The sequence below is a fragment of the Microbacterium sp. A84 genome, from assembly GCF_051842815.1.
Lineage (GTDB): Bacteria > Actinomycetota > Actinomycetes > Actinomycetales > Microbacteriaceae > Microbacterium.
The window spans coordinates 602176-620716 of sequence record NZ_JBPXMS010000001.1 but is presented as its reverse complement, the minus strand read 5'-3'; the positions used below and the strand labels follow the sequence as shown (position 1 = coordinate 620716).

Annotated in this window: 16 protein-coding genes and 1 tRNA gene; 15 read left to right on the top strand and 2 right to left on the bottom strand. The window is 63.3% G+C overall.

From position 1 onward, the window contains the following. Positions 1–44 precede the first annotated feature (44 nt). Both ACSU04_RS03145 and arfB read left to right on the top strand, forming a co-directional pair. A tRNA-Glu gene (locus ACSU04_RS03145) sits at positions 45–117 on the top strand. A gap of 94 nt (positions 118–211) precedes the next feature. Then, positions 212–634, top strand: coding sequence for an alternative ribosome rescue aminoacyl-tRNA hydrolase ArfB (gene arfB, locus ACSU04_RS03140; RefSeq protein ID WP_439278363.1), 423 nt, complete (start codon positions 212–214; stop codon positions 632–634). A 23-nt stretch (positions 635–657) separates the two neighbouring features. On the opposite strand, the gene ACSU04_RS03135 is transcribed toward arfB, so the two are convergent. Further along, a complete protein-coding gene (locus ACSU04_RS03135) occupies positions 658–1668 on the bottom strand; it encodes a LacI family DNA-binding transcriptional regulator (RefSeq protein WP_439278362.1) in 1011 nt (336 codons plus the stop codon). A gap of 155 nt (positions 1669–1823) precedes the next feature. Between ACSU04_RS03135 and ACSU04_RS03130 the strand changes: the two genes are divergently transcribed. From ACSU04_RS03130 to ACSU04_RS03115, 4 genes are read left to right on the top strand one after another with little or no spacing between them, the layout of a single operon-like run. Next, complete coding sequence (locus tag ACSU04_RS03130; RefSeq protein ID WP_439278361.1) at positions 1824–3098, top strand: sugar ABC transporter substrate-binding protein; 1275 nt, start codon at positions 1824–1826, stop codon at positions 3096–3098. A 34-nt stretch (positions 3099–3132) separates the two neighbouring features. Continuing rightward, entirely contained in the window at positions 3133–4092 is a 960-nt protein-coding gene (locus ACSU04_RS03125; RefSeq protein WP_439278360.1) for a carbohydrate ABC transporter permease, read from the top strand. Beyond that, positions 4089–4964: a carbohydrate ABC transporter permease gene (locus ACSU04_RS03120; RefSeq protein ID WP_439278359.1), complete on the top strand. Its 876-nt coding sequence runs from the start codon at positions 4089–4091 to the stop codon at positions 4962–4964. The genes ACSU04_RS03125 and ACSU04_RS03120 overlap by 4 nt, the downstream gene beginning before the upstream one ends. 39 nt (positions 4965–5003) lie before the next feature. Continuing rightward, complete coding sequence (locus ACSU04_RS03115) at positions 5004–6908, top strand: glycoside hydrolase family 127 protein (protein WP_439288405.1); 1905 nt, start codon at positions 5004–5006, stop codon at positions 6906–6908. A 40-nt stretch (positions 6909–6948) separates the two neighbouring features. On the opposite strand, the gene ACSU04_RS03110 is transcribed toward ACSU04_RS03115, so the two are convergent. After that, the gene (locus ACSU04_RS03110) at positions 6949–8319 is read right to left on the bottom strand and encodes a PLP-dependent aminotransferase family protein (protein WP_439288404.1); all 1371 of its coding nucleotides are present in this window, start codon (positions 8317–8319) and stop codon (positions 6949–6951) included. A 194-nt stretch (positions 8320–8513) separates the two neighbouring features. Here ACSU04_RS03110 and ACSU04_RS03105 point away from each other — a divergent pair, with 194 nt between their 5' ends. The 9 genes from ACSU04_RS03105 to ACSU04_RS03065 all read left to right on the top strand — a co-directional run bounded on the left by ACSU04_RS03105 (position 8514) and on the right by ACSU04_RS03065 (position 18524). Beyond that, the gene (locus ACSU04_RS03105; protein WP_439278356.1) at positions 8514–9362 is read left to right on the top strand and encodes a nitrilase-related carbon-nitrogen hydrolase; all 849 of its coding nucleotides are present in this window, start codon (positions 8514–8516) and stop codon (positions 9360–9362) included. Positions 9363–9367: 5 nt separating this feature from the next. Then, positions 9368–10789 carry a dihydropyrimidinase gene (gene hydA / locus ACSU04_RS03100; RefSeq protein ID WP_439289415.1) on the top strand — a complete coding sequence of 474 codons (1422 nt, stop codon included), beginning with the start codon at positions 9368–9370 and terminating at the stop codon, positions 10787–10789. 28 nt (positions 10790–10817) lie between these two features. Next, complete coding sequence (locus ACSU04_RS03095) at positions 10818–11834, top strand: TIGR03842 family LLM class F420-dependent oxidoreductase (RefSeq protein ID WP_439288403.1); 1017 nt, start codon at positions 10818–10820, stop codon at positions 11832–11834. Positions 11835–11847: 13 nt separating this feature from the next. Continuing rightward, positions 11848–12771, top strand: a complete 924-nt coding sequence (locus ACSU04_RS03090) for an ABC transporter permease (RefSeq protein ID WP_439288402.1) — start codon at positions 11848–11850, stop codon at positions 12769–12771. Then, on the top strand, positions 12768–13604 hold the full coding sequence (locus ACSU04_RS03085) for an ABC transporter ATP-binding protein (RefSeq protein WP_439288401.1): 837 nt from the start codon (positions 12768–12770) through the stop codon (positions 13602–13604). The genes ACSU04_RS03090 and ACSU04_RS03085 overlap by 4 nt, the downstream gene beginning before the upstream one ends. Next, positions 13601–14368 (top strand): ABC transporter permease, encoded by a 768-nt coding sequence (locus ACSU04_RS03080; protein WP_439288400.1) that lies wholly within the window; start codon positions 13601–13603, stop codon positions 14366–14368. The genes ACSU04_RS03085 and ACSU04_RS03080 overlap by 4 nt, the downstream gene beginning before the upstream one ends. A 75-nt stretch (positions 14369–14443) precedes the next feature. Beyond that, entirely contained in the window at positions 14444–15592 is a 1149-nt protein-coding gene (locus tag ACSU04_RS03075; RefSeq protein ID WP_439288399.1) for an ABC transporter substrate-binding protein, read from the top strand. Between the two features lie 63 nt (positions 15593–15655). Further along, a complete protein-coding gene (locus tag ACSU04_RS03070) occupies positions 15656–16990 on the top strand; it encodes an aspartate aminotransferase family protein (RefSeq protein WP_439278350.1) in 1335 nt (444 codons plus the stop codon). A 40-nt stretch (positions 16991–17030) separates the two neighbouring features. Beyond that, on the top strand, positions 17031–18524 hold the full coding sequence (locus ACSU04_RS03065) for a CoA-acylating methylmalonate-semialdehyde dehydrogenase (protein WP_439288398.1): 1494 nt from the start codon (positions 17031–17033) through the stop codon (positions 18522–18524). The last annotated feature ends 17 nt before the right edge of the window (positions 18525–18541 follow it).

Sequence of the window (18541 nt, the reverse complement as noted above, 5' to 3'; positions counted from 1 at the left end):
CATACTTGAACAGTTGTCGCGGGACGGAAACGTTCCGCAAGCCTGGCCCCATCGTATAGCGGCCTAGTACGCTGCCCTCTCACGGCGGTAACACGGGTTCGAATCCCGTTGGGGTCACAACACTGAAAAGCCCTCGATTTCTGAACTCTCAGAAATCGAGGGCTTCTTCGTTTCTCAGCGCGACCAGCGCCGCGTCCGGCATGCTTGATACATGGATCTGGAGATTTCACCCGCCCTCACGATTCCGGCGTCGGAACTCGAGTGGCGATTCTCCCGGTCGTCCGGCCCCGGCGGTCAACATGTCAACACCTCAGACAGTCGCGCCGAGCTGCGCTGGAGCGTTACGGATTCAGTCGTGCTCTCTGACGACCAGCGGATGCTGCTGCTCAGCCGGCTCGGGAGACGCCTGATATCCGGGGCGATCGCCGTGACGGCATCCGAGCAACGCTCTCAGTTGCGCAATCGCGAGATCGCTCTGGACAAGCTCGCCGAGCTCGTCAGGGCGGGGCTCGCTCCGGCGCCTGCCCGCCGTCGTGCGACGAAGCCGACCAAGGGCTCGGATCGGCGTCGCTTGGCAGCCAAAGAACAGCGTTCGGCCACGAAGCGGCAACGGCAGCGCCCGAACGCTGAGTGATACAGCCCGCGGGGCGGACAGGCTCAGGTGGTCTCGCGCGGAACGACCCGGCACGACAGTGACTCGATGCCGGAACGGGAATCGCCGTTGATCGCTTCGAACAGGCGACGGGCGGCGAGGGCACCGAGGGCTTCAAGATTCATATCGACGCTGGTCAGGTGCGGTCGTGCCCCGGTCGTGAATACCTCCCAGTTGTCGTACCCCATGACGGAGACCCGTTCGGGTACTGCCCAACCGGCCTCACGCAGGGTATCGAGAACACCGCGCGCGATCTGATCGTTGCCGCACAGAATTCCGTCGATATCGGGGTGGTGCTCGATCAGTTGTGCCGCGGCATTACGACCCCATTGCTCGGTCCAGGAGCCGAACTGCGCGTGCCCGATCAGCGACAGGCCATGCTTGTGCAGGGCTGACTCGATCCCGCTGACGCGATCGTGCGATGCCGCGTAGCCATGCTCCCCGGTGATGTGCGCGATCCGGCGGCGACCACGGGCGACGAGGAAGTCCACGGAATCGGCGCCTCCCTGCACATTGTCCGGGACGAGCGAGAGGTCATTGCTGTCAGTGGAGGGGGCGTAGGCATATACAACCGGAACAGGCAGATCGCCTCCCAGCGATGGGCGGGGGTCTGTGCGCGGGCCAACCACGATCAGGCCATCGACTCTGCGGCTCAGCAGTGCGTCCAGGTGGTGCTGCTCGCGGATAGCATCGCCTCGGGCATCGCAGAGGAAGACCGAGGTCTTGCCCTTGCCGAACGCATCTTCGGCGCCCATCAGGATCGGCAGCGAGAAACGTCCGTCGAGGTCTCCGGTGATGAGGCCAACGGTTCCGGTCTGGCCAGCGAGCAAACCGCGAGCAAGCGCGTTTGGAGTGAACGAAATCTTCTCGGCAGCGACGAGCACGCGTGCTCTGGTGTCGGGATGTACCTGATCGCGGCCATTCAGTGCCTTCGAGGCAGTGGCGACCGAGACTCCGGCAAGGGCTGCGACATCGCGGAGGGTGGCGCGGGGTGCTCGTTTGTCACCAGGACTCACTACGCCACTCCTTCGTTTCGGTGTAGTCGACAATACACGGATTGACCAGAATAGAAGACGGTGATATGTTCGCCGAAAACCTTTTCGGTAAGTTTCGTGAAGGTTGCTCTCTTGAGTACTCATCGATCAATGACGATTCCAGACAAGGAAGTCACATGCCAGTGAAATTCCCGCGCATCAGCGGTGTCCGCTCACGATCCGTCGCTACCGGAGCGATCGCCGTCTCGGCAATGCTCGTGCTCGCCGGCTGCACGCCGAGCGCATCGGGCGGAGCATCCGGAGATGGCGAAACCATCACCGTTTGGCACTACTTCAGCGATGAGAACCAGGTCAAGGTTCTCACCGATTACAAAGAACTCTTCGAGTCGAGCAACGACACGGTCACCGTGGAGAACGTCTTCGTTCCTTACGATCAGCTGAACTCGAAGTTGATCACCTCCGTCGGTTCGCAGACCGGCCCTGACGTCGTCGTGTTCAACGGTGCCGACGCCTCGACGCTGGCACTTGCCGGTGCGCTCGCGCCGATGACCGAGCAGTGGGATTCCTTCTCCGACAAGGCCGAGTTCCCCGAGTCGGTCGTGCATTCTCTTGAGGATGACGTGTACGCCGTTCAGGGCTACGTCAACCTGCTCGGGCTCTGGTACAACCAGGACGTCCTCGACGAGCTCGGCGTGACGCCGCCGACGACCTTGGATGAGCTCAACGCAGCCCTCACTACCGCGACCGCTGCTGGCAAGGGCGGGATCACGCTGTCCGGGCTTCCGCAGTCGCAGGGTGAATGGCAGGCCTACCCGTGGTTGTCGAGCTTCGGCTTCAGCTATGACGATCCGCAGGCAGCTCCTTTGGAAGAGGCCTTCACGATGGTGCAGTCCTGGACCGAATCCGGCGCGCTCACCCGTGAGTCTGTGACGTGGGACCAGACGGTCCCGTTCCAGACCTGGGCAGCAGGAGATATCGCCTTCGCGCAGAACGGCAACTGGCAGCTGGGAACGGCCCGCAGCGATGCGGACTTCGAGTTCGGCGTCGTCCCGCTCCCGGTCGGTTCCGACGGCCAGGTGTACCTCGGCGGCGAAGGCGAAGCGATCGGTGCGTTCAGCAAAAACCCCGACCTGGCATGGAAGTACCTCGAGGAGACGTACTTCAGTGCAGAGGGCCAGGCCATCGCGCTGGACGGTGTCGGCAGCATTCCGGCACGTCTGGATGCGGCATCCGCACCCGAGGTGACCGAAGACCCGATCCTTGCAGCCTTCGCGCAGTCGCTCGAGAAGAACGGCGCGAACTACCCGGCACCCGCCGTTCCCGCAGAGGCCGTGGCCGACCAGCAACTCGTCGTCGGACAAATCTGGAGCGCCGTCATCGGTGGCCAGCTGACTCCAGCAGAAGCGGCGAAGAAGCTCGTTGCCGATCTCGAGCCACTGCTCGCCAAGTAATCCAGTAGTCCAACGAGAACGAGGCAGGAAGCCCATGTCAGCACAACTGACGGCCGCAGAGCCGTCCGCGCGCACTACGGCGTCGCGGAGTCGGCCACCCCGATCCGCATGGCACCGCAGCGCGGCGCGCCGGAAGAAGCTCGGCTTCGCCGTACCGGCAGGGGTCTTCCTCCTCGTTTTCTCGTTCTTCCCTCTCGCCCAGCTGGGGCGTATGAGTCTCAGCGATGTGAACTCACGTACCCTCAACCAGCCATGGAAGTTCGTCGGCACCGACAACTTCGCAGGAAGTGCTGCACAGGGCTCGCTCCTGCCAGCGCTCGGCAACACGGTCGTGTTCGTCCTCATCGTCACGCTGATCGGATTGATCGGCGGTCTTGCCGCGGCAATCCTGCTGAGCACGAGCACCTGGCTGAGCGCCTTCGTGCTCGGACTGATGGTCTTCATCTGGGCACTGCCACCGGTTGTCAACGGCAGCGTCTGGAAGTTCCTTTTGGGGGATGCGGGCCTCATCAACTCGGTCATCACCGGGATCGGGCTGTCCGCCGATGCGGTTCCGTTCCTGTACGACGAGCGATTCGCCTTGCTCTCGGTCGCGATCGTGAACTCCTGGGCTGTCGTGCCCTTCAACGCTCTCGTGTACCGCGCGAGCATCCTCGGCATCTCCGCTGAGACGTTCGAGGCCGCACGAATCGATGGCGCGAACCGCTGGCAGGAGATCTGGCACATGATCGTCCCCGCGGTGAAGCCAGCAACGCTCGTGCTTACGGTGCTCACGATCGTGTACGCATTCCGTTCCTTCGACTTCATCTTCGTGATGACGTATGGGGGACCGGGAATCTCGACCAACACCCTGCCGTTCCTGAGCTACCTGCAGGCGTTCGTCCGGTTTGACTTCGGAATGGGAGCGGCCACCGCCGTCATCTCTGTCCTGCTCGTCCTTGTCCTCGCCGTCATCTATGCACGCAACGTTCGCAAAGAGGAGGCCAGCTCGTGAGCACTCTGACACCCACCGTGCTGCTCGTTACCGGGGGCAAGACTCCGCGTCGGCCTCGCCGCAAGTTCGAGCCCGTCGCAGGTCCCCTGCGAATCGTGTTGCTGCTGATCTACGCGGTGCCGATCCTCTTCATCGTGCTGACCTCGTTGAAGAGCTCGAGCGATGTGATCTCTTCGCAGTCATCGTTCCTCTTCACCCCGACCTTGGATGCGTACACCTCGGTGTTGCAGAACCAGGGCCTGTTCGTGGCAATGCAGCAATCAATCGTGATTGCTGCCGGAACCACCGCACTCACCCTGCTGATCGCGATTCCGGCCGGCTACGGGCTTGCCCGCGTTGATTCGCGAATCACGACCATCGGTCTCGGACTTCTGATCGTGCTGCAGATGGTGCCACAGACAGCTAACGTCATCCCGCTCTACCAGATCTTCGGTTCTTGGGGCCTGCTGGATCAAAACATCGGTGTGATCGTGGCGGACACAGCCATGCTCGTTCCTTTCGCGATCTTGCTGCTGCGCCCGTTCTTCCGGGCTGTGCCGGAAGCGCTGGAGGAAGCCGCATCCATCGATGGCGCGAGCACGATCCGCACTTTCTGGTCGGTGATGTTGCCAATCGCGCGTAACGGTGTCGCCACGACCGGAACCCTCGTCTTCCTGATGTCGTGGGGCGAGTTCCTCTACGCAGTCAACTTCTTCCTCTCGCCTGGCAACTACCCACTGAGCGCCTTGCTCGCCCAGCAGGTCTCTGCCTTCGGCATCAACTGGCCGGGGCTGATGGCACTCGCCGTCATCACCTCGATCCCGATTCTCATCCTCTTTGTCTTCACCTATCGGCTGCTGCGTGAAGGACTTACGCTCGGCGCCGTCAAGTAGACGCCCTTCTTCTTCAATCATCTTCAGCTGGAGACCACTATGCCCATCAGTACCGCACACGCTGCCGCTGCCCTCCCCGTCGCCCCCTCCCACGGCGCACTTCGCCCGCTCGCGCTTTCACAGGTGCGCATTGACAGCGGATTCTGGGCCGACAGGCAGGAGCTGAATGCATCCGCCATCATCGAACACTGCGAGAACTGGATGGAGAAGGTCGGCTGGATCGGCAACTTCGACGCAGCTGTTGAAGGCCGTCTTCCGGCGGACCGGAGAGGACGCGAGTTCTCGGACTCCGATGTCTACAAACTGATCGAGGCGATGGCATGGGAGTTCGGCCGCACGCAGAACGATCGTCTGGATGCGCGCCTGCGCGCTCTGGTCGCTCGTATTGAGCCGGCCCAGGAGTCTGATGGCTACCTCAACACCCGGTTCGGTCGGGTCGGTCAGGAGCCGCGCTACTCCGATCTGCAGTGGGGCCACGAGCTGTACTGCTACGGACACCTCCTGCAGGCAGCTGTCGCACGCGGCCGTACGGTGGGTGAAGATGCGCTGGTACAGATCGCTCGCCGCGCCGCAGACCACCTCTGTGAGGTGTTCGGCGTCGGCGGTATCGAATCGGTCTGTGGACACCCCGAGGTCGAAATGGCCCTCGTCGAATTCGGTCGTTACACGGGAGAGACCCGCTACATCGATCAGGCCCGTCTTTTCGTGAACCGACGTGGGCACGGGGTGTTGGGTGACATTGAGCTCGGGCGCAGTTACTACCAGGACGACACGCCGCTGCGTGACGCAGAGGTGCTGCGTGGCCACGCAGTGCGGGCCGTTTACCTCGCAGCCGGCGCCGTCGACCTCGGCATCGAAGACGAAGAACCCGGGCTGATCGACGCCGTCGCAGCCCAGCTCGATCGCACCGTCGCCCGGCGCACGTACCTGACCGGGGGCATGGGCGCGCATCACGAGGGCGAATCGTTCGGAGCGGACTTCGAACTTCCCAGTGACCGCGCGTATTCCGAGACCTGCGCAGGCATCGGTTCGATCATGCTCAACTACCGGCTTCTGTTGGCGACCGGTGAAGAACGTTACGCCGATCTGATTGAGCGCACACTGTTCAACGTCGTCGCCACATCGCCGGCCGCCGATGGCCGGGCCTTCTATTACACGAACACGCTGCATCAGCGAGAGCCCGGATCAACCCCGGCACTCGACGAGGCGAGTCCGCGTGCCTCCTCGAGCCTTCGTGCGCCATGGTTCGATGTCTCCTGCTGTCCCACGAACGTTGCGCGCACCCTCGCATCCCTCGGCTCATACTTCGCCACCTCCACGGACCAGGGCGTGCGGATTCATCAGTATGCGAGTGGTGTCGTCGAAGCATCCCTTGAAGGCGGCACCGTTGCAGTAACGGTGGAGACCAACTACCCCCACGACGGTGAGATTAAAGTCGTCGTGACCCAGTCGATCGATGCGGAATGGGAACTCTCGCTGCGCGTACCAGGGTGGGCACATGCAGGCGCAGTGCTGAGAGACGGCGTTCAGGACAAGCCCGTCCGCCCAGGCTCGGCGAAGATTCGACGCGCGTTCGCCATCGGCGACGAGATCGTACTCAGCCTCCCGATGACCGCACGCTGGACCACACCCGATCCTCGCATCGACGCGCTTCGTGGCCAGCAGGCGGTCGAGCGGGGTCCCGTGGTGATGTGCCTTGAATCGACGGATGCCGCCTTCGCCGCCAGCGTCGACGAAGTGCGTGTGACCGGAGAACTGACCGAGGTCGGCGGTGTGGTGAGCGTCGGCGTGCGACACATGATCCCGGCGGAGCACGCCTGGCCCTACGAGGTCGCCTCCGTGGAGATCTCGGCGGAGACACACAGCGTGCCGCTGGTGCCCTACTACTCCTGGGCCAACCGGGGACCCTCATCGATGCGTGTGTGGCTGCCGACCGTCGCCTGATCGACCGGCACGTGAGTGAAGTCCGGGGGAGCGTGCCGGGTCACGCCCAGCGCGCGGTGAGCGTGTGCACGCCGTTCGCACTCGATCTCATCGCCGACCCGATGGCATCGGCGATCGGGGAGACATCCTCACGAATCGCACCGGCCGTGACACGGATGTGAGCGGGCTGAAACTCGTTGCGCGGCAGGAATGGCGTACCCCCAGCGACGCGGATGCCGGATGCGGCGAGCTGCAAGATGGCATTTTGTTCGTCGTCGACCGCCAGCCAGGTGTTGATGCCGTCGGCTGCGGGGGATGTGACGCCGACAGCGGCGAGGGCGCTGGACAGCTCGCGCTGGCGTCGTGCGTACTCGGCTCGGGCGGCGTCGACCTGGGCGATGCTGGTCTCGTCGACGAGCAGCTCGTGGAGGATGGTCTGCAGCATGCGGCTCGTCCAGCCGGGGCCGAGCATCCGGCGCGCCACGATCCGGTCGATGATCTTCGTAGGCCCTCCGAGAGCCGCAATGCGCAGATCGGGACCGTGCGACTTGGAGTAGCTGCGCACATGCAGCACCTGATCGGGGATCCATCGGCCCAGGCTGACGTCATCGGCCAGGCTGATCTCACCCGAATGGTCGTCTTCGATGACGATCATTCCGCTCGCCGTCGGACTGTCTCGCAGCAGTAGGGCGAGTTCCCGGGCCCGATCCTCGGTCATCGATGCGCCGGTCGGGTTGTGCGCTCGAGGCTGCAGTACGGCGGCGACCGGCGACTGAAGGAGAGCGGCCGCGAAGGAGCTGGGCACGGGCCCGTGAGCGTCGACGGCGACGGGAACAACGGCCAGGCCGAGCTGATCGAGGAGGTCGAGAAACGGCGGAAATGTGGGACTCTCCACGATAATCTTGTCGCTGAAACGAGCGATCTGCTCGAGACTGCGGGAGATCGCATCGAGGGCACCGTTGACCACGGTGAGCGACTCAGCGCGATACGGCCATGAATTCTCGAGAACAGCGAGCAGTTCCGGGATGACCGGAAGATCCTGATAGCTGGAGGTCACTGCACGTTCCGATACCCGTGCGAGTGCGGGACCGAGCGCGGGGAGAAGATCGGGGTCGGGGGTACCCCGGGATAGGTCGATGCGCGTCGGTAGGTCACGACCCGCCATCACTTGACTGCGCGCGGGTAGCCAGTCGTGCCTCGGGCCGAGCACGAACGTACCGCCGCGGCCGCGCGAGACGATCAGGCCTGCGGCGCCCGCGGCTCGCCAAGCATGACTGACAGTGGCCGGGCTCACGCCCAGTGCTCCGGCAATCTCGCGCACCGTCGGGAGACGCTCTCCCGGGGTCAGGCGTCCCGTCGTGACCAACCGGCCGAGGGCTGCGGCGATGCCCGCGGGGTTGCGCTGTTCGATCTCATCGATCAAAGGATGCATGGGGCAAAGCTCGCATATCTCTTGCTTGGAAGCTGCTTGCACGACAGGATCATTAATACTTGCGTCACGCGAAGTAACAGAACAGAAATGTTCAGGTCTAAGAATAACAAAACCGGACGACGTCGTCTGGGTTTCGACTTAACCGCATCGGTGCCGGCTGGAATGGCCGTCCCGAGCTGAACGTGGAGGTCACGATGACCGTTGTACGAGCAGCCATTACACAGACGACATGGACGGGCGACAAGCCGTCCATGCTTGACAAACACGAGAAATTCGCGCGGGATGCCGCGGCCGACGGAGCGCAGGTCATCTGCTTCCAGGAACTTTTCTACGGTCCGTACTTCGGCATCACGGAGGACATCAAATATTACGACTACGCCGAACCGGCGGACGGACCCATCGTGCAGCGATTCGCCGCGCTCGCGAAGGAGCTGAAGCTGGTCATGGTTCTTCCCATCTACGAGGAAGACCAGCCGGGGGTCTACTACAACACCGCAGTCGTCGTGGATAACGACGGAACAATCCTCGGCAAGTACCGCAAACACCACATCCCGCACCTGGAGAAGTTCTACGAGAAGTTCTATTTCCGCCCGGGAAATCTCGGCTATCCGGTGTTCGACACAGCGGTCGGACCCATCGGGGTCTACATCTGCTACGACCGGCACTTCCCCGAGGGATGGCGTGAACTCGGCCTGGGAGGAGCCCAGATTGTGTTCAACCCGAATGCGACCAAGCCGGGTCTCTCGAACCGGCTGTGGGACCTGGAACAGGCGACTGCGGCCGCCGCGAACGGCTACTTCGTTGCGGCCGCCAATCGTGTCGGGCGTGAGGACAACGAGTACGGCGACGAAGCTGTCACCTTCTACGGCACCAGCCAGTTCGCCAATCCGCAGGGGAACTTCGTCGGAGAGCGCGGCAGCAGCGAGCACGAAGAGATCGTCATCCGCGACCTTGACCTGGACATGATCCGCGAAGTGCGCAACAACTGGCAGTTCTATCGCGATCGTCGCCCAGACAGCTACACCCGGATCACGGCACCGTAGGGAGAATCATGAAGACACTCATCAAGAACGGAACCGTGGTCAATGCCACGGGAATATCGATCGCCGACGTGCTTATCGACGGTGAGACGATCGCCGCCGTGCTCGCGCCGGGGTCCACACTGCTCGGCTTCGATATCGAGCGCAATGTGGACACCGTCATTGATGCGACCGGCAAGTACGTCATCCCGGGCGGCATCGATGCGCACACCCACATGGAGATGCCCTTCGGCGGAACGTTCGCGAGCGACACCTTCGAGACCGGGACTCGAGCTGCGGCCTGGGGCGGTACGACGAGCATCGTCGACTTCGTTGTGCAATACCCCGACGAGAACGTGATCGATCGCTACCAGGCCTGGCAGGAGAAGGCCGGAGGCAACTGCGCGATCGACTATGGCTTTCATCAGATCCTCTCGGATGTTCAGGACAGCTCGCTCACGGCGATGGATGAACTCATCGAAGAAGGTGTCACGAGTTTCAAGCTCTTCATGGCGTACAAAGGTGTGTTCCTCTCGGACGACGGACAGATCTTGCGCGCGTTTCAACGCGGGGCCTCCAACGGCGCGATGATGATGATGCACGCCGAGAACGGTGCCATGATCGACGTTCTCGTCAAGCAGGCTCTCGAAGCAGGAAACACCTCGCCGTACTTTCACGGCGTCACGCGCCCGTGGCAGGCCGAGGAGGAAGCCACGCATCGTGCGATCATGATCGCCGATCTCACCGGCGCACCCCTCTACGTCGTGCACGTCTCCGCGAAGCAGGCCGTCGAACAGATCGCCGCTGCGCGCGACCGCGGGCTCAACATCTTCGGCGAGACCTGCCCGCAGTATCTCTATCTCTCGCTGGAGGATCAGCTGGGTGCCGAGGGCTTCGAAGGAGCGAAGTGGGTGTGCTCGACGCCACTGCGCTCGAAGCATGAGGGTCACCAGCATCACATGTGGCAGAGTCTGCGCACGAACGACATCCAGATGGTCTCCACCGATCACTGTCCGTTCTGCATGAAGGATCAGAAGGACATGGGCATCGGAGATTTCTCCAAGATCCCCAACGGCATCGGCTCCGTCGAGCATCGCATGGACCTGATGTACCAGGGCGTGGTGACCGGGCAGATCTCGCTGCCGCGCTGGGTGGAGCTGACGTCAACGACTCCTGCGCGCATGTTCGGCATGTACGGCAAGAAGGGTGTGATCCAGCCGGGTGCCGATGGTGACGTCGTGATCTACGACCCGAACGGGCATACCTCGATCGGGCTGAACAAAACCCATCACATGAACATGGACTATTCCGCATGGGAGGGCTTCGAGATCGACGGCCACGTCGACACTGTCCTCTCGCGGGGCCGGGTCATCGTCGACGACAAGCAGTACATCGGATCGAAGGGCGACGGCAGGTACATCAAACGCGGACTCTCGCAGTACCTGATCTGACCTTCACTCCCTTACCCGAAGGATTCGCATGGATTTCGGAGCAGTACTCCAGACCAACCCGCCGTCCGCACGTACTGTGCAGCTAGCGAAGCTCGCCGAGGCGCACGGATTTAGCCACGTCTGGACCTTCGACTCGCATCTGCTGTGGCAGGAGCCGTACGTGCTTTATAGCCGCATCCTGGCGGAGACGGACAAGATCATCGTTGGTCCGATGGTTACCAACCCGGCGACGCGCGACTGGACGGTCACCGCATCGACATACGCAACCCTCAACGAGATGTACGGCAATCGCACCATCTGCGGCATCGGCCGCGGGGACTCCGCTGTGCGGGTGATCAACGGTGCTCCGACGACGCTCAAGACGCTGCGGGAATCGATACATGTGATCCGCGAACTCGCGAACAGCAGGGCAGTCGAGTACAACGGCGTCACTCTGCAATTTCCGTGGAGTAAGGGCTCAACACTCGATATGTGGGTTGCCGCCTATGGTCCGCTCGCGCTCAAGCTCGCCGGCGAAGTCGGTGACGGGTTCATCCTGCAGATGGCCGATCTCGATGTGGCCGAGTGGATGATCAAGACGGTACGCGCTGCCGCGGAGAAGGCCGGTCGGGATCCGCTGGCGGTGAAGTTCTGCGTCGCAGCTCCGATGTACATCGGTGAGGACTGGTCGCATATGCGCGACCAGTGCCGCTGGTTCGGCGGTATGGTCGGCAACCACGTCGCGGACATTGTCGCCAAATACGGCGAGGGCTCACCCGTGCCGAAAGCGCTCACCGACTACATCAAGGGTCGGGAAGGATACGACTACAACGAGCACGGACGCGCGGGCAACACGCACGCCGACTTCGTGCCGGACGAGATCGTCGAACGATTCTGCTTGCTGGGCACGGCCTCCGATCATGTGGAGAAGCTCAAGGCACTCGCCGAACTCGGTGTCGACCAGTTCGCCGGCTATCTGCAGCACGACAGCAAAGAGGAGACGCTTCGCGTCTACGGCGAGACGGTCATCCCCGCGCTCTCCGAGCACATCGTGGCGACGGCATGAGGCAGACGCGGCAATGACTGACGTTCGTACCCTGACACCGGCGCTGCGCCGGACCCGAGGCCGACCAGCGCGCGAACTCTCGCGCTGGGGAGCAGGAGTGCTCGGGATCGTCGCCGTCGCAATCATCTGGGAGCTCATCAAGCTGCTCGGTCCGCCCGATGGGCTCGTGCTGTTCGGGGTTCGGGTGCTTCCTCGAACGAGCGACCTGGCGATGCCGCACATCTGGGACATGCTCACCCGGCTCTTCGAACCCGTCACGGCAGCAGCCGGTGCGCGTCCGCTCTGGCTCGAGGTCGTTGTCGCGGCGACTCTGACCCTGGGCATCGCGGCTGCCGGCTGGCTCGTCGGGCTGGTTGTCGGCGTCGCGCTCGCGCTCGTCATGTCGCGTTGGCGGCTGGCGGAGTGGGGCTTACTGCCGTGGATCGTCCTCAGCCAAACGATTCCGCTCATCGCCTTCGCTCCCGTGGTACGAAGCTGGGGATCGCGTATCGAGATCGGTGCGTTCGAGTGGCAGGACTGGATGTCTGTGGCACTCATCGCCTCCTATCTCGCGTTCTTTCCCATCGCCGTCGGCGCGCTCAAGGGCTTGCAATCACCGGACACTATTCATGTCGAGCTCATGCAAAGCTATGCCGCAGGGTGGTGGGCGACGCTCTTTCACCTCCGCCTCCCGGCGGCTGTCCCATATCTACTGCCAGCCCTGCGGCTTGGCGCCGCGAACGCCGTCATTGGTGCCGTCGTCGCCGAAGTATCGACCGGCCTTCAGGGTGGCATCGGCCGCATTCTCATCCAGTACGCAGGACAGGCCAGCGGCGATCCTGCCAAGGCATGGGGGCCGATCTTTGGGGCCGTCGTGCTCGGGCTCGTCGCGGCCGGATCGATCGCCATTCTCGGTGCGTTGCTGGGTCGCTACACAAGAGTCGAGGTCAACGCATGATAAAAACCGAGCACGCAGCGAAGGGCACCAGCGTGACGGATGCGGTCCGCATCACCAGCGTCGACAAGGTCTTCGAGACCCGTAGCGGTCAGGTGAAGGCCCTCGACGGGATCGACCTGACTGTGGCGGCGGGGGAGTTCGTCTCGCTCATCGGGCCGTCCGGATGCGGAAAATCAACGCTCATGCGCCTGATCGCCGACCTCGACCAGCCCACGAACGGCAGCGTGTCCGTCTTCGGTAAATCCGCGCGGGACGCCCGTATCGCCCAGGACTACGGCATCGCCTTCCAACAGGCAGGTCTGCTGCCGTGGCGCACCGTCGCGGAGAACATCGAACTGCCGTTGTCCCTGCACGGCAAGGGGAAGGCCGAGCGCTCAGCACGGGTGATGGAACTCATCGAACTCGTCGGCCTCGGCGACTTCACCGATCGCTATCCAGACCAGCTCTCAGGAGGAATGCAGCAGCGCGTCGCGATCGCTCGCGCACTCGCGGAGAAGCCGAGCCTTCTGCTCATGGACGAGCCATTCGGCGCGCTCGATGAGATGACACGGGAACGGATGCAGTCAGAGCTCGTACGGATCTGCGGCGAGACAGGCGCGGCAGTCGTCTTCGTCACGCACTCGATCCCCGAGGCTGTGTTCCTGTCGGATCGGGTCGTCGTGATGTCGCCGCGCCCTGGACGCATTCAGCAAGTGCTCTCGATGACACTGGCCGACGACCGGTCAGAGGATCTGCGCGAGCAGCACGAGTTCTTCGACATGATCACCGCCGTCAGAGAAGCACTGCACGACGGCTCACCCGTGGCGACCGTCCGCGGCGTGGAGAATCGATGAAGAGCCAGCGGGCCGAGCTCGCCGCCCGCACAATTGCGCCGATTGTCGTCGGACTCCTCGTATTGGGGGCGTGGCAGTTCGCCGTGACGTTCGGCGGCGTTGACGACTATCTGCTGCCGAGTCCCGCCTCGATTCTCGACCAGTTCGTCGAGTTCGCGCCATCCATGCTTTCGGCAGGTCTCGTGACAGGTACGAACGCGCTCGTCGGGCTCATCGCGGGCTCGATCCTCGGCATCCTGGTCGCACTGCTCGCGGCCGCGGCCCGTGTCACGGACTGGATGGTCGCGCCGATCGTCGCAGCTCTTGCCGTCGTCCCCATCGTGGCATTGGCACCCGTCCTCAATACGATGTTCGGCGCTGACTCGCAGTTCGGCCGCCAGGTGATCGCCGGACTCGCCTCCTTCGTGCCCGTCTTCATCAACTCGCTGCGAGGCCTACGCCAGACGCTGCCAGTGCACCGTGACCTCATGACGGTGTACGCAGCACGACCGGGCCAGGTCATGCGCACCGTCACGCTGCCGACGGCGACGCCGTTCGTGTTCACTGGCATCCGCATCGCTTCTTCTCTCGCCGTGATCTCTGCTCTCGTCGCCGAGTACTTCGGCGGACCGCGTGGCGGCCTCGGCGGGCTCATCTCGACCTCCGCAGCGTCCAGTGCATACCCGAGAGCCTGGGCATATGTTCTCGTCTCGATTGTGCTTGGTCTGGTGTTCTACCTCGTGACACTCGGTGCTGAGCGGATCGCAGTGAGAAAGCGCGGCTGAATCCACCCCACGTCCTCACGTCCGCCGGACGAGATGGCAATCACAGCAATATCAGCACTTCAGAAAGGGACCGACATGAAACACAGCACACGTCGCGGCGTCACCTTCGCGGCAGCGACAATTGCGACTGCGCTCGTCCTCTCGGCTTGCTCATCGACACCGAGCGATGAAGGCGCTGGGGCCGACGGTGAGTCGCTCACCGAGGTGAAGCTGCAGTTGCAATGGTTGCCGCAGGGCCAGTTCGCCGGGTACTTCGCCGCCGCAGAGCAGGGCTATTTCGAAGAGGCGGGCCTTGACGTCGAGATCATCCCCAGCGGTGGCGACATCGTGCCGCAGGATGCTCTGGCCAACGGCGATGTCGACTACGCCATCGCCTGGGTGCCCAAGGTACTCGGCTCGATCGAGGCCGGCGCGAACGTCACGAACATCGCGCAGATCTTCCAGCGCTCGGGAACGCTGCAGGTGTCATGGGCCGACTCCGGAATCGACTCCGTCGCCGACTTCGAAGGCAAGAAGATCGGCAGCTGGGGGTTCGGAAACGAATGGGAGATCTTCGCCGCGATGGCAGCGGAGGGCCTTGATTCTTCGACCGTGGAGATCATCACACAAGACTTCAACATGAACGCGTTCCTGTCGGGAGATATCGACGCGGCCCAGGCGATGACCTACAACGAGTATGCGCAGCTGCTCGAGACGGTGAACCCCGAAACCGGCGAGCAGTACACGCCGGAGGACTTCACTGTCATCAGCTATGAAGACACGGTCGGTGCGATGCTGCAGGACGCGATCTGGGCCGATACCGAACGACTGGACAGCGACGCTGAGTACCAGGAGACGACCGTCGCATTCCTTAAGGCGGTCATCAAAGGTTGGATCTACGCCGCTGAGAACCCCGAGGAGTCCGCACAGGCGATTATCGACGCCGGATCGGGCTGGGGTCTGAGCCACGAGCTCTGGATGGTCAATGAGACCAACAAGCTCATCTGGCCCGCCGAGAACGGCATCGGACACATCGATGAAGCGGCTTTCTCCGCGACGGTTGATGGCGCACTGAGCGCCGTCAACGAGACCGGTGCCACCCTCATCACCGAGCAGCCGCCAGCATCCGCCTGGACGAACGAGTACATCGAGCAGGCCCTTGCCGAGCTCGAGGAGGAAGGCGTCGATGTGAAGGGCGAGAGCTTCACTCCGATCGAAGTTGATCTGCTCGAGGGCGGAGCTTGAGCATCTGTGGTCGGGCGAGGCGAGTCGTCCGACCACACCACCACTTCAGCCACACCACACCCTATGAAAGGACGCGTGATCGCAGTGAATGACCGCACCACCACGTCGAATGAGCGCGTGACCGCGCTCGATCGTGCCCATGTGTTCCACTCCTGGTCGGCCCAGGCTGGCCTCGCACCGCTCGTGCTCACCGGTGGTTCCGGCTGTCGAGCCTGGGACGATGAAGGGGCCACCTACCTTGACTTCTCGAGTCAGCTGATCAATCTCAACATCGGGCATCAGCACCCGGCAGTCACCGCGGCGATCGCCGAGCAGGCCGCGGTGCTCACGACGGTCGCGCCGGCGGCCGCGAACCTGGCGCGTGGCGAAGCAGCCCAGCGCATCGTGTCGCGCGCGCCTGAAGGCTTCGAGAAGGTGTTCTTCACGAACGGTGGTGCGGACGCCAACGAGAATGCCATCCGTCTGGCGCGACTGCACACTGGACGCGACAAGGTGCTGTCGACCTACCGCTCGTATCACGGGAACACCGGCGCGGCCATCGTGGCGACTGGCGACTGGCGCCGGATGCCCAACGAGTACGCGCGCGGACACGTGCACTTCTGGGGACCCTACCTGTATCGCTCCGAATTCTGGGCGACGACGCCAGAGGAGGAATCGGCGCGCGCGCTGCGGCACCTGGAGCGGCTGATTCAGGGCGAGGGGCCCACCACGATCGCCGCAGTGCTCCTCGAAACAGTGCCAGGCACCGCCGGGATCCTGCCGCCGCCGCCTGGCTATCTGGCCGGTGTCCGTGAACTGTGCGACCGCTACGGCATCGTGCTCATCCTCGATGAGGTCATGGCGGGATTCGGGCGCACCGGACGCTGGTTCGCGTTCGACGGCTACGACGTCCGTCCCGACCTGATCACCTTCGCCAAGGGCGTCAACTCGGGCTACGTGCCCGTCGGCGGGGTCATCATCTCTGACGACATCGCCGCAGAGTTCGACGATGTCGTCTTCCCAGGTGGGCTCACCTACAGCGGACATCCGCTCGCGATGGCATCCATCATCGCCGCGCAGGACGCCATGGCGAGCGAGGGCATCGTCGACAATGCCGCACGCATCGGCACCGATGTGCTCGGGCCGGCGCTGGACGAGCTCGCGCAGAAGCATCCGATCATCGGAGAGGTACGAGGCGAAGGAGTCTTCTGGGCCCTCGAACTCGTGGTGGATCGCCAGACGCGCGAGCCGCTACCGGCCGAGCAGATGGCGCGGATCAAGTCCGAGCTGTTGGCGCGCCGACTGCTCGCCATCACGCAGGACAATCGCATCCACGTCGTGCCGCCGTGCATTGTCACGGATGACGAGGTCGCCGAGGCCGTCGCCGTATACGACGAGGTTCTCAGCCTGCTCGCCTGATCCCGCGCACCTCACTTGTTTTCTCAACAAAGGAATGATCATGACCACGACCCTCAACCACTGGATCAACGGCGTCGAGAGCGAGGGCGCGTCGACCCGCACGTCCCCGGTCTACAACCCCGCTCGCGGCGAAGTCAGCAAGCAGGTGCGACTGGCAAGCACTGCGGATGTCGACACCGCCGTCGCATCCGCAGCCGCGGCCTTCCCCGCCTGGCGCGACGCCTCACTCGCGAAGCGTCAAGGCGTCATGTTTACCTTCCGTGAGCTGCTCAATCAGCGAAAGGGCGAGCTGGCTGACATCCTCACCGCAGAGCACGGCAAGGTCACCTCGGATGCTCTCGGCGAGATCGCCCGCGGGCTCGAGGTGGTCGAGTTCGCGCTCGGCATGCCGCATCTACTTAAGGGCGATTACAGCGAAAACGTCTCCACCGACGTCGACGTCTACACGATCCGGCAGCCACTCGGTGTCGTCGGCATCATCAGCCCATTCAACTTTCCGGCCATGGTGCCGCTGTGGTACTTTCCGATCGCGATCGCCGCGGGCAATACGGTCATTCTCAAGCCGAGCGAGAAGGACCCCACAGCAGCGAACTGGATGGCGGCGCTCATGACCGAGGCGGGACTCCCCGACGGAGTCTTCAACGTCGTGCACGGCGACAAGGAAGCAGTCGATGCCCTGTTGGAGCATCCCACCGTCCAGGCGATCTCGTTCGTCGGATCCACTCCGATCGCCAAATACATCTACGAGACAGCTGCAGCGCACGGAAAGCGAGTGCAGGCGCTCGGCGGCGCGAAGAACCACATGCTGGTGCTGCCGGATGCCGACCTGAACCTGGCCGCGGATGCCGCCGTGAATGCCGGTTTCGGATCCGCAGGTGAACGGTGCATGGCGATCAGTGTCATCGTCGCGGTCGAACCCGTCGCCGACGAACTCATCGAACGCATCACTTCCCGTATGGCCGGGCTCCGGGTCGGCGATGGAATGCGCGGGTGCGACATGGGACCACTCATCACCGAGGCGCACCGCGACAAGGTCGCGTCGTACATCGACATCGCTGCATCCGATGGCGCCACGGTGGTGGTGGACGGGCGTGGAGTAGACGTTGACGGCGAGGCATCCGGATTCTGGCTCGGCCCCACCCTGTTCGACCGGGTATCAACCGACTCGGCCGTGTATCAGGATGAGATCTTCGGGCCGGTGCTGTCGATTGTGCGGGTGGACAGCTACGAGGAGGGCCTCGAGATGATCAACGCCTCGCGCTACGGCAACGGCACTGCGATCTTCACCAACGACGGTGGCGCCGCGAGACGATTCCAGAACGAGGTTCAGGTGGGCATGGTCGGCATCAATGTGCCGATCCCTGTGCCCGTCGCTTATCACTCGTTCGGTGGATGGAAAGACTCTCTCTTCGGCGATGCGAAGGCCTACGGTCCGGCGGGAATCGCGTTCTTCACGCGTGAGAAGGCCGTCACTTCACGTTGGCTCGATCCCTCCCACGGCGGGATCAACCTCGGGTTCCCGCAGCACGATTGAGCAGGTGCCCGGGCATC

Bases quoted from the DNA above. Each gene is read 5' to 3' on its own strand.
- arfB (WP_439278363.1), top strand. From the start codon at position 212: ATGGATCTGGAGATTTCACCCGCCCTCACGATTCCGGCGTCGGAACTC.
- ACSU04_RS03130 (WP_439278361.1), top strand. From the start codon at position 1,824: ATGCCAGTGAAATTCCCGCGCATCAGCGGTGTCCGCTCACGATCCGTC.
- ACSU04_RS03125 (WP_439278360.1), top strand. From the start codon at position 3,133: ATGTCAGCACAACTGACGGCCGCAGAGCCGTCCGCGCGCACTACGGCG.
- ACSU04_RS03115 (WP_439288405.1), top strand. From the start codon at position 5,004: ATGCCCATCAGTACCGCACACGCTGCCGCTGCCCTCCCCGTCGCCCCC.
- ACSU04_RS03110 (WP_439288404.1), bottom strand. From the start codon at position 8,319: ATGCATCCTTTGATCGATGAGATCGAACAGCGCAACCCCGCGGGCATC.
- ACSU04_RS03105 (WP_439278356.1), top strand. From the start codon at position 8,514: ATGACCGTTGTACGAGCAGCCATTACACAGACGACATGGACGGGCGAC.
- ACSU04_RS03095 (WP_439288403.1), top strand. From the start codon at position 10,818: ATGGATTTCGGAGCAGTACTCCAGACCAACCCGCCGTCCGCACGTACT.
- ACSU04_RS03090 (WP_439288402.1), top strand. From the start codon at position 11,848: ATGACTGACGTTCGTACCCTGACACCGGCGCTGCGCCGGACCCGAGGC.
- ACSU04_RS03085 (WP_439288401.1), top strand. From the start codon at position 12,768: ATGATAAAAACCGAGCACGCAGCGAAGGGCACCAGCGTGACGGATGCG.
- ACSU04_RS03080 (WP_439288400.1), top strand. From the start codon at position 13,601: ATGAAGAGCCAGCGGGCCGAGCTCGCCGCCCGCACAATTGCGCCGATT.
- ACSU04_RS03075 (WP_439288399.1), top strand. From the start codon at position 14,444: ATGAAACACAGCACACGTCGCGGCGTCACCTTCGCGGCAGCGACAATT.
- ACSU04_RS03070 (WP_439278350.1), top strand. From the start codon at position 15,656: ATGAAAGGACGCGTGATCGCAGTGAATGACCGCACCACCACGTCGAAT.
- ACSU04_RS03065 (WP_439288398.1), top strand. From the start codon at position 17,031: ATGACCACGACCCTCAACCACTGGATCAACGGCGTCGAGAGCGAGGGC.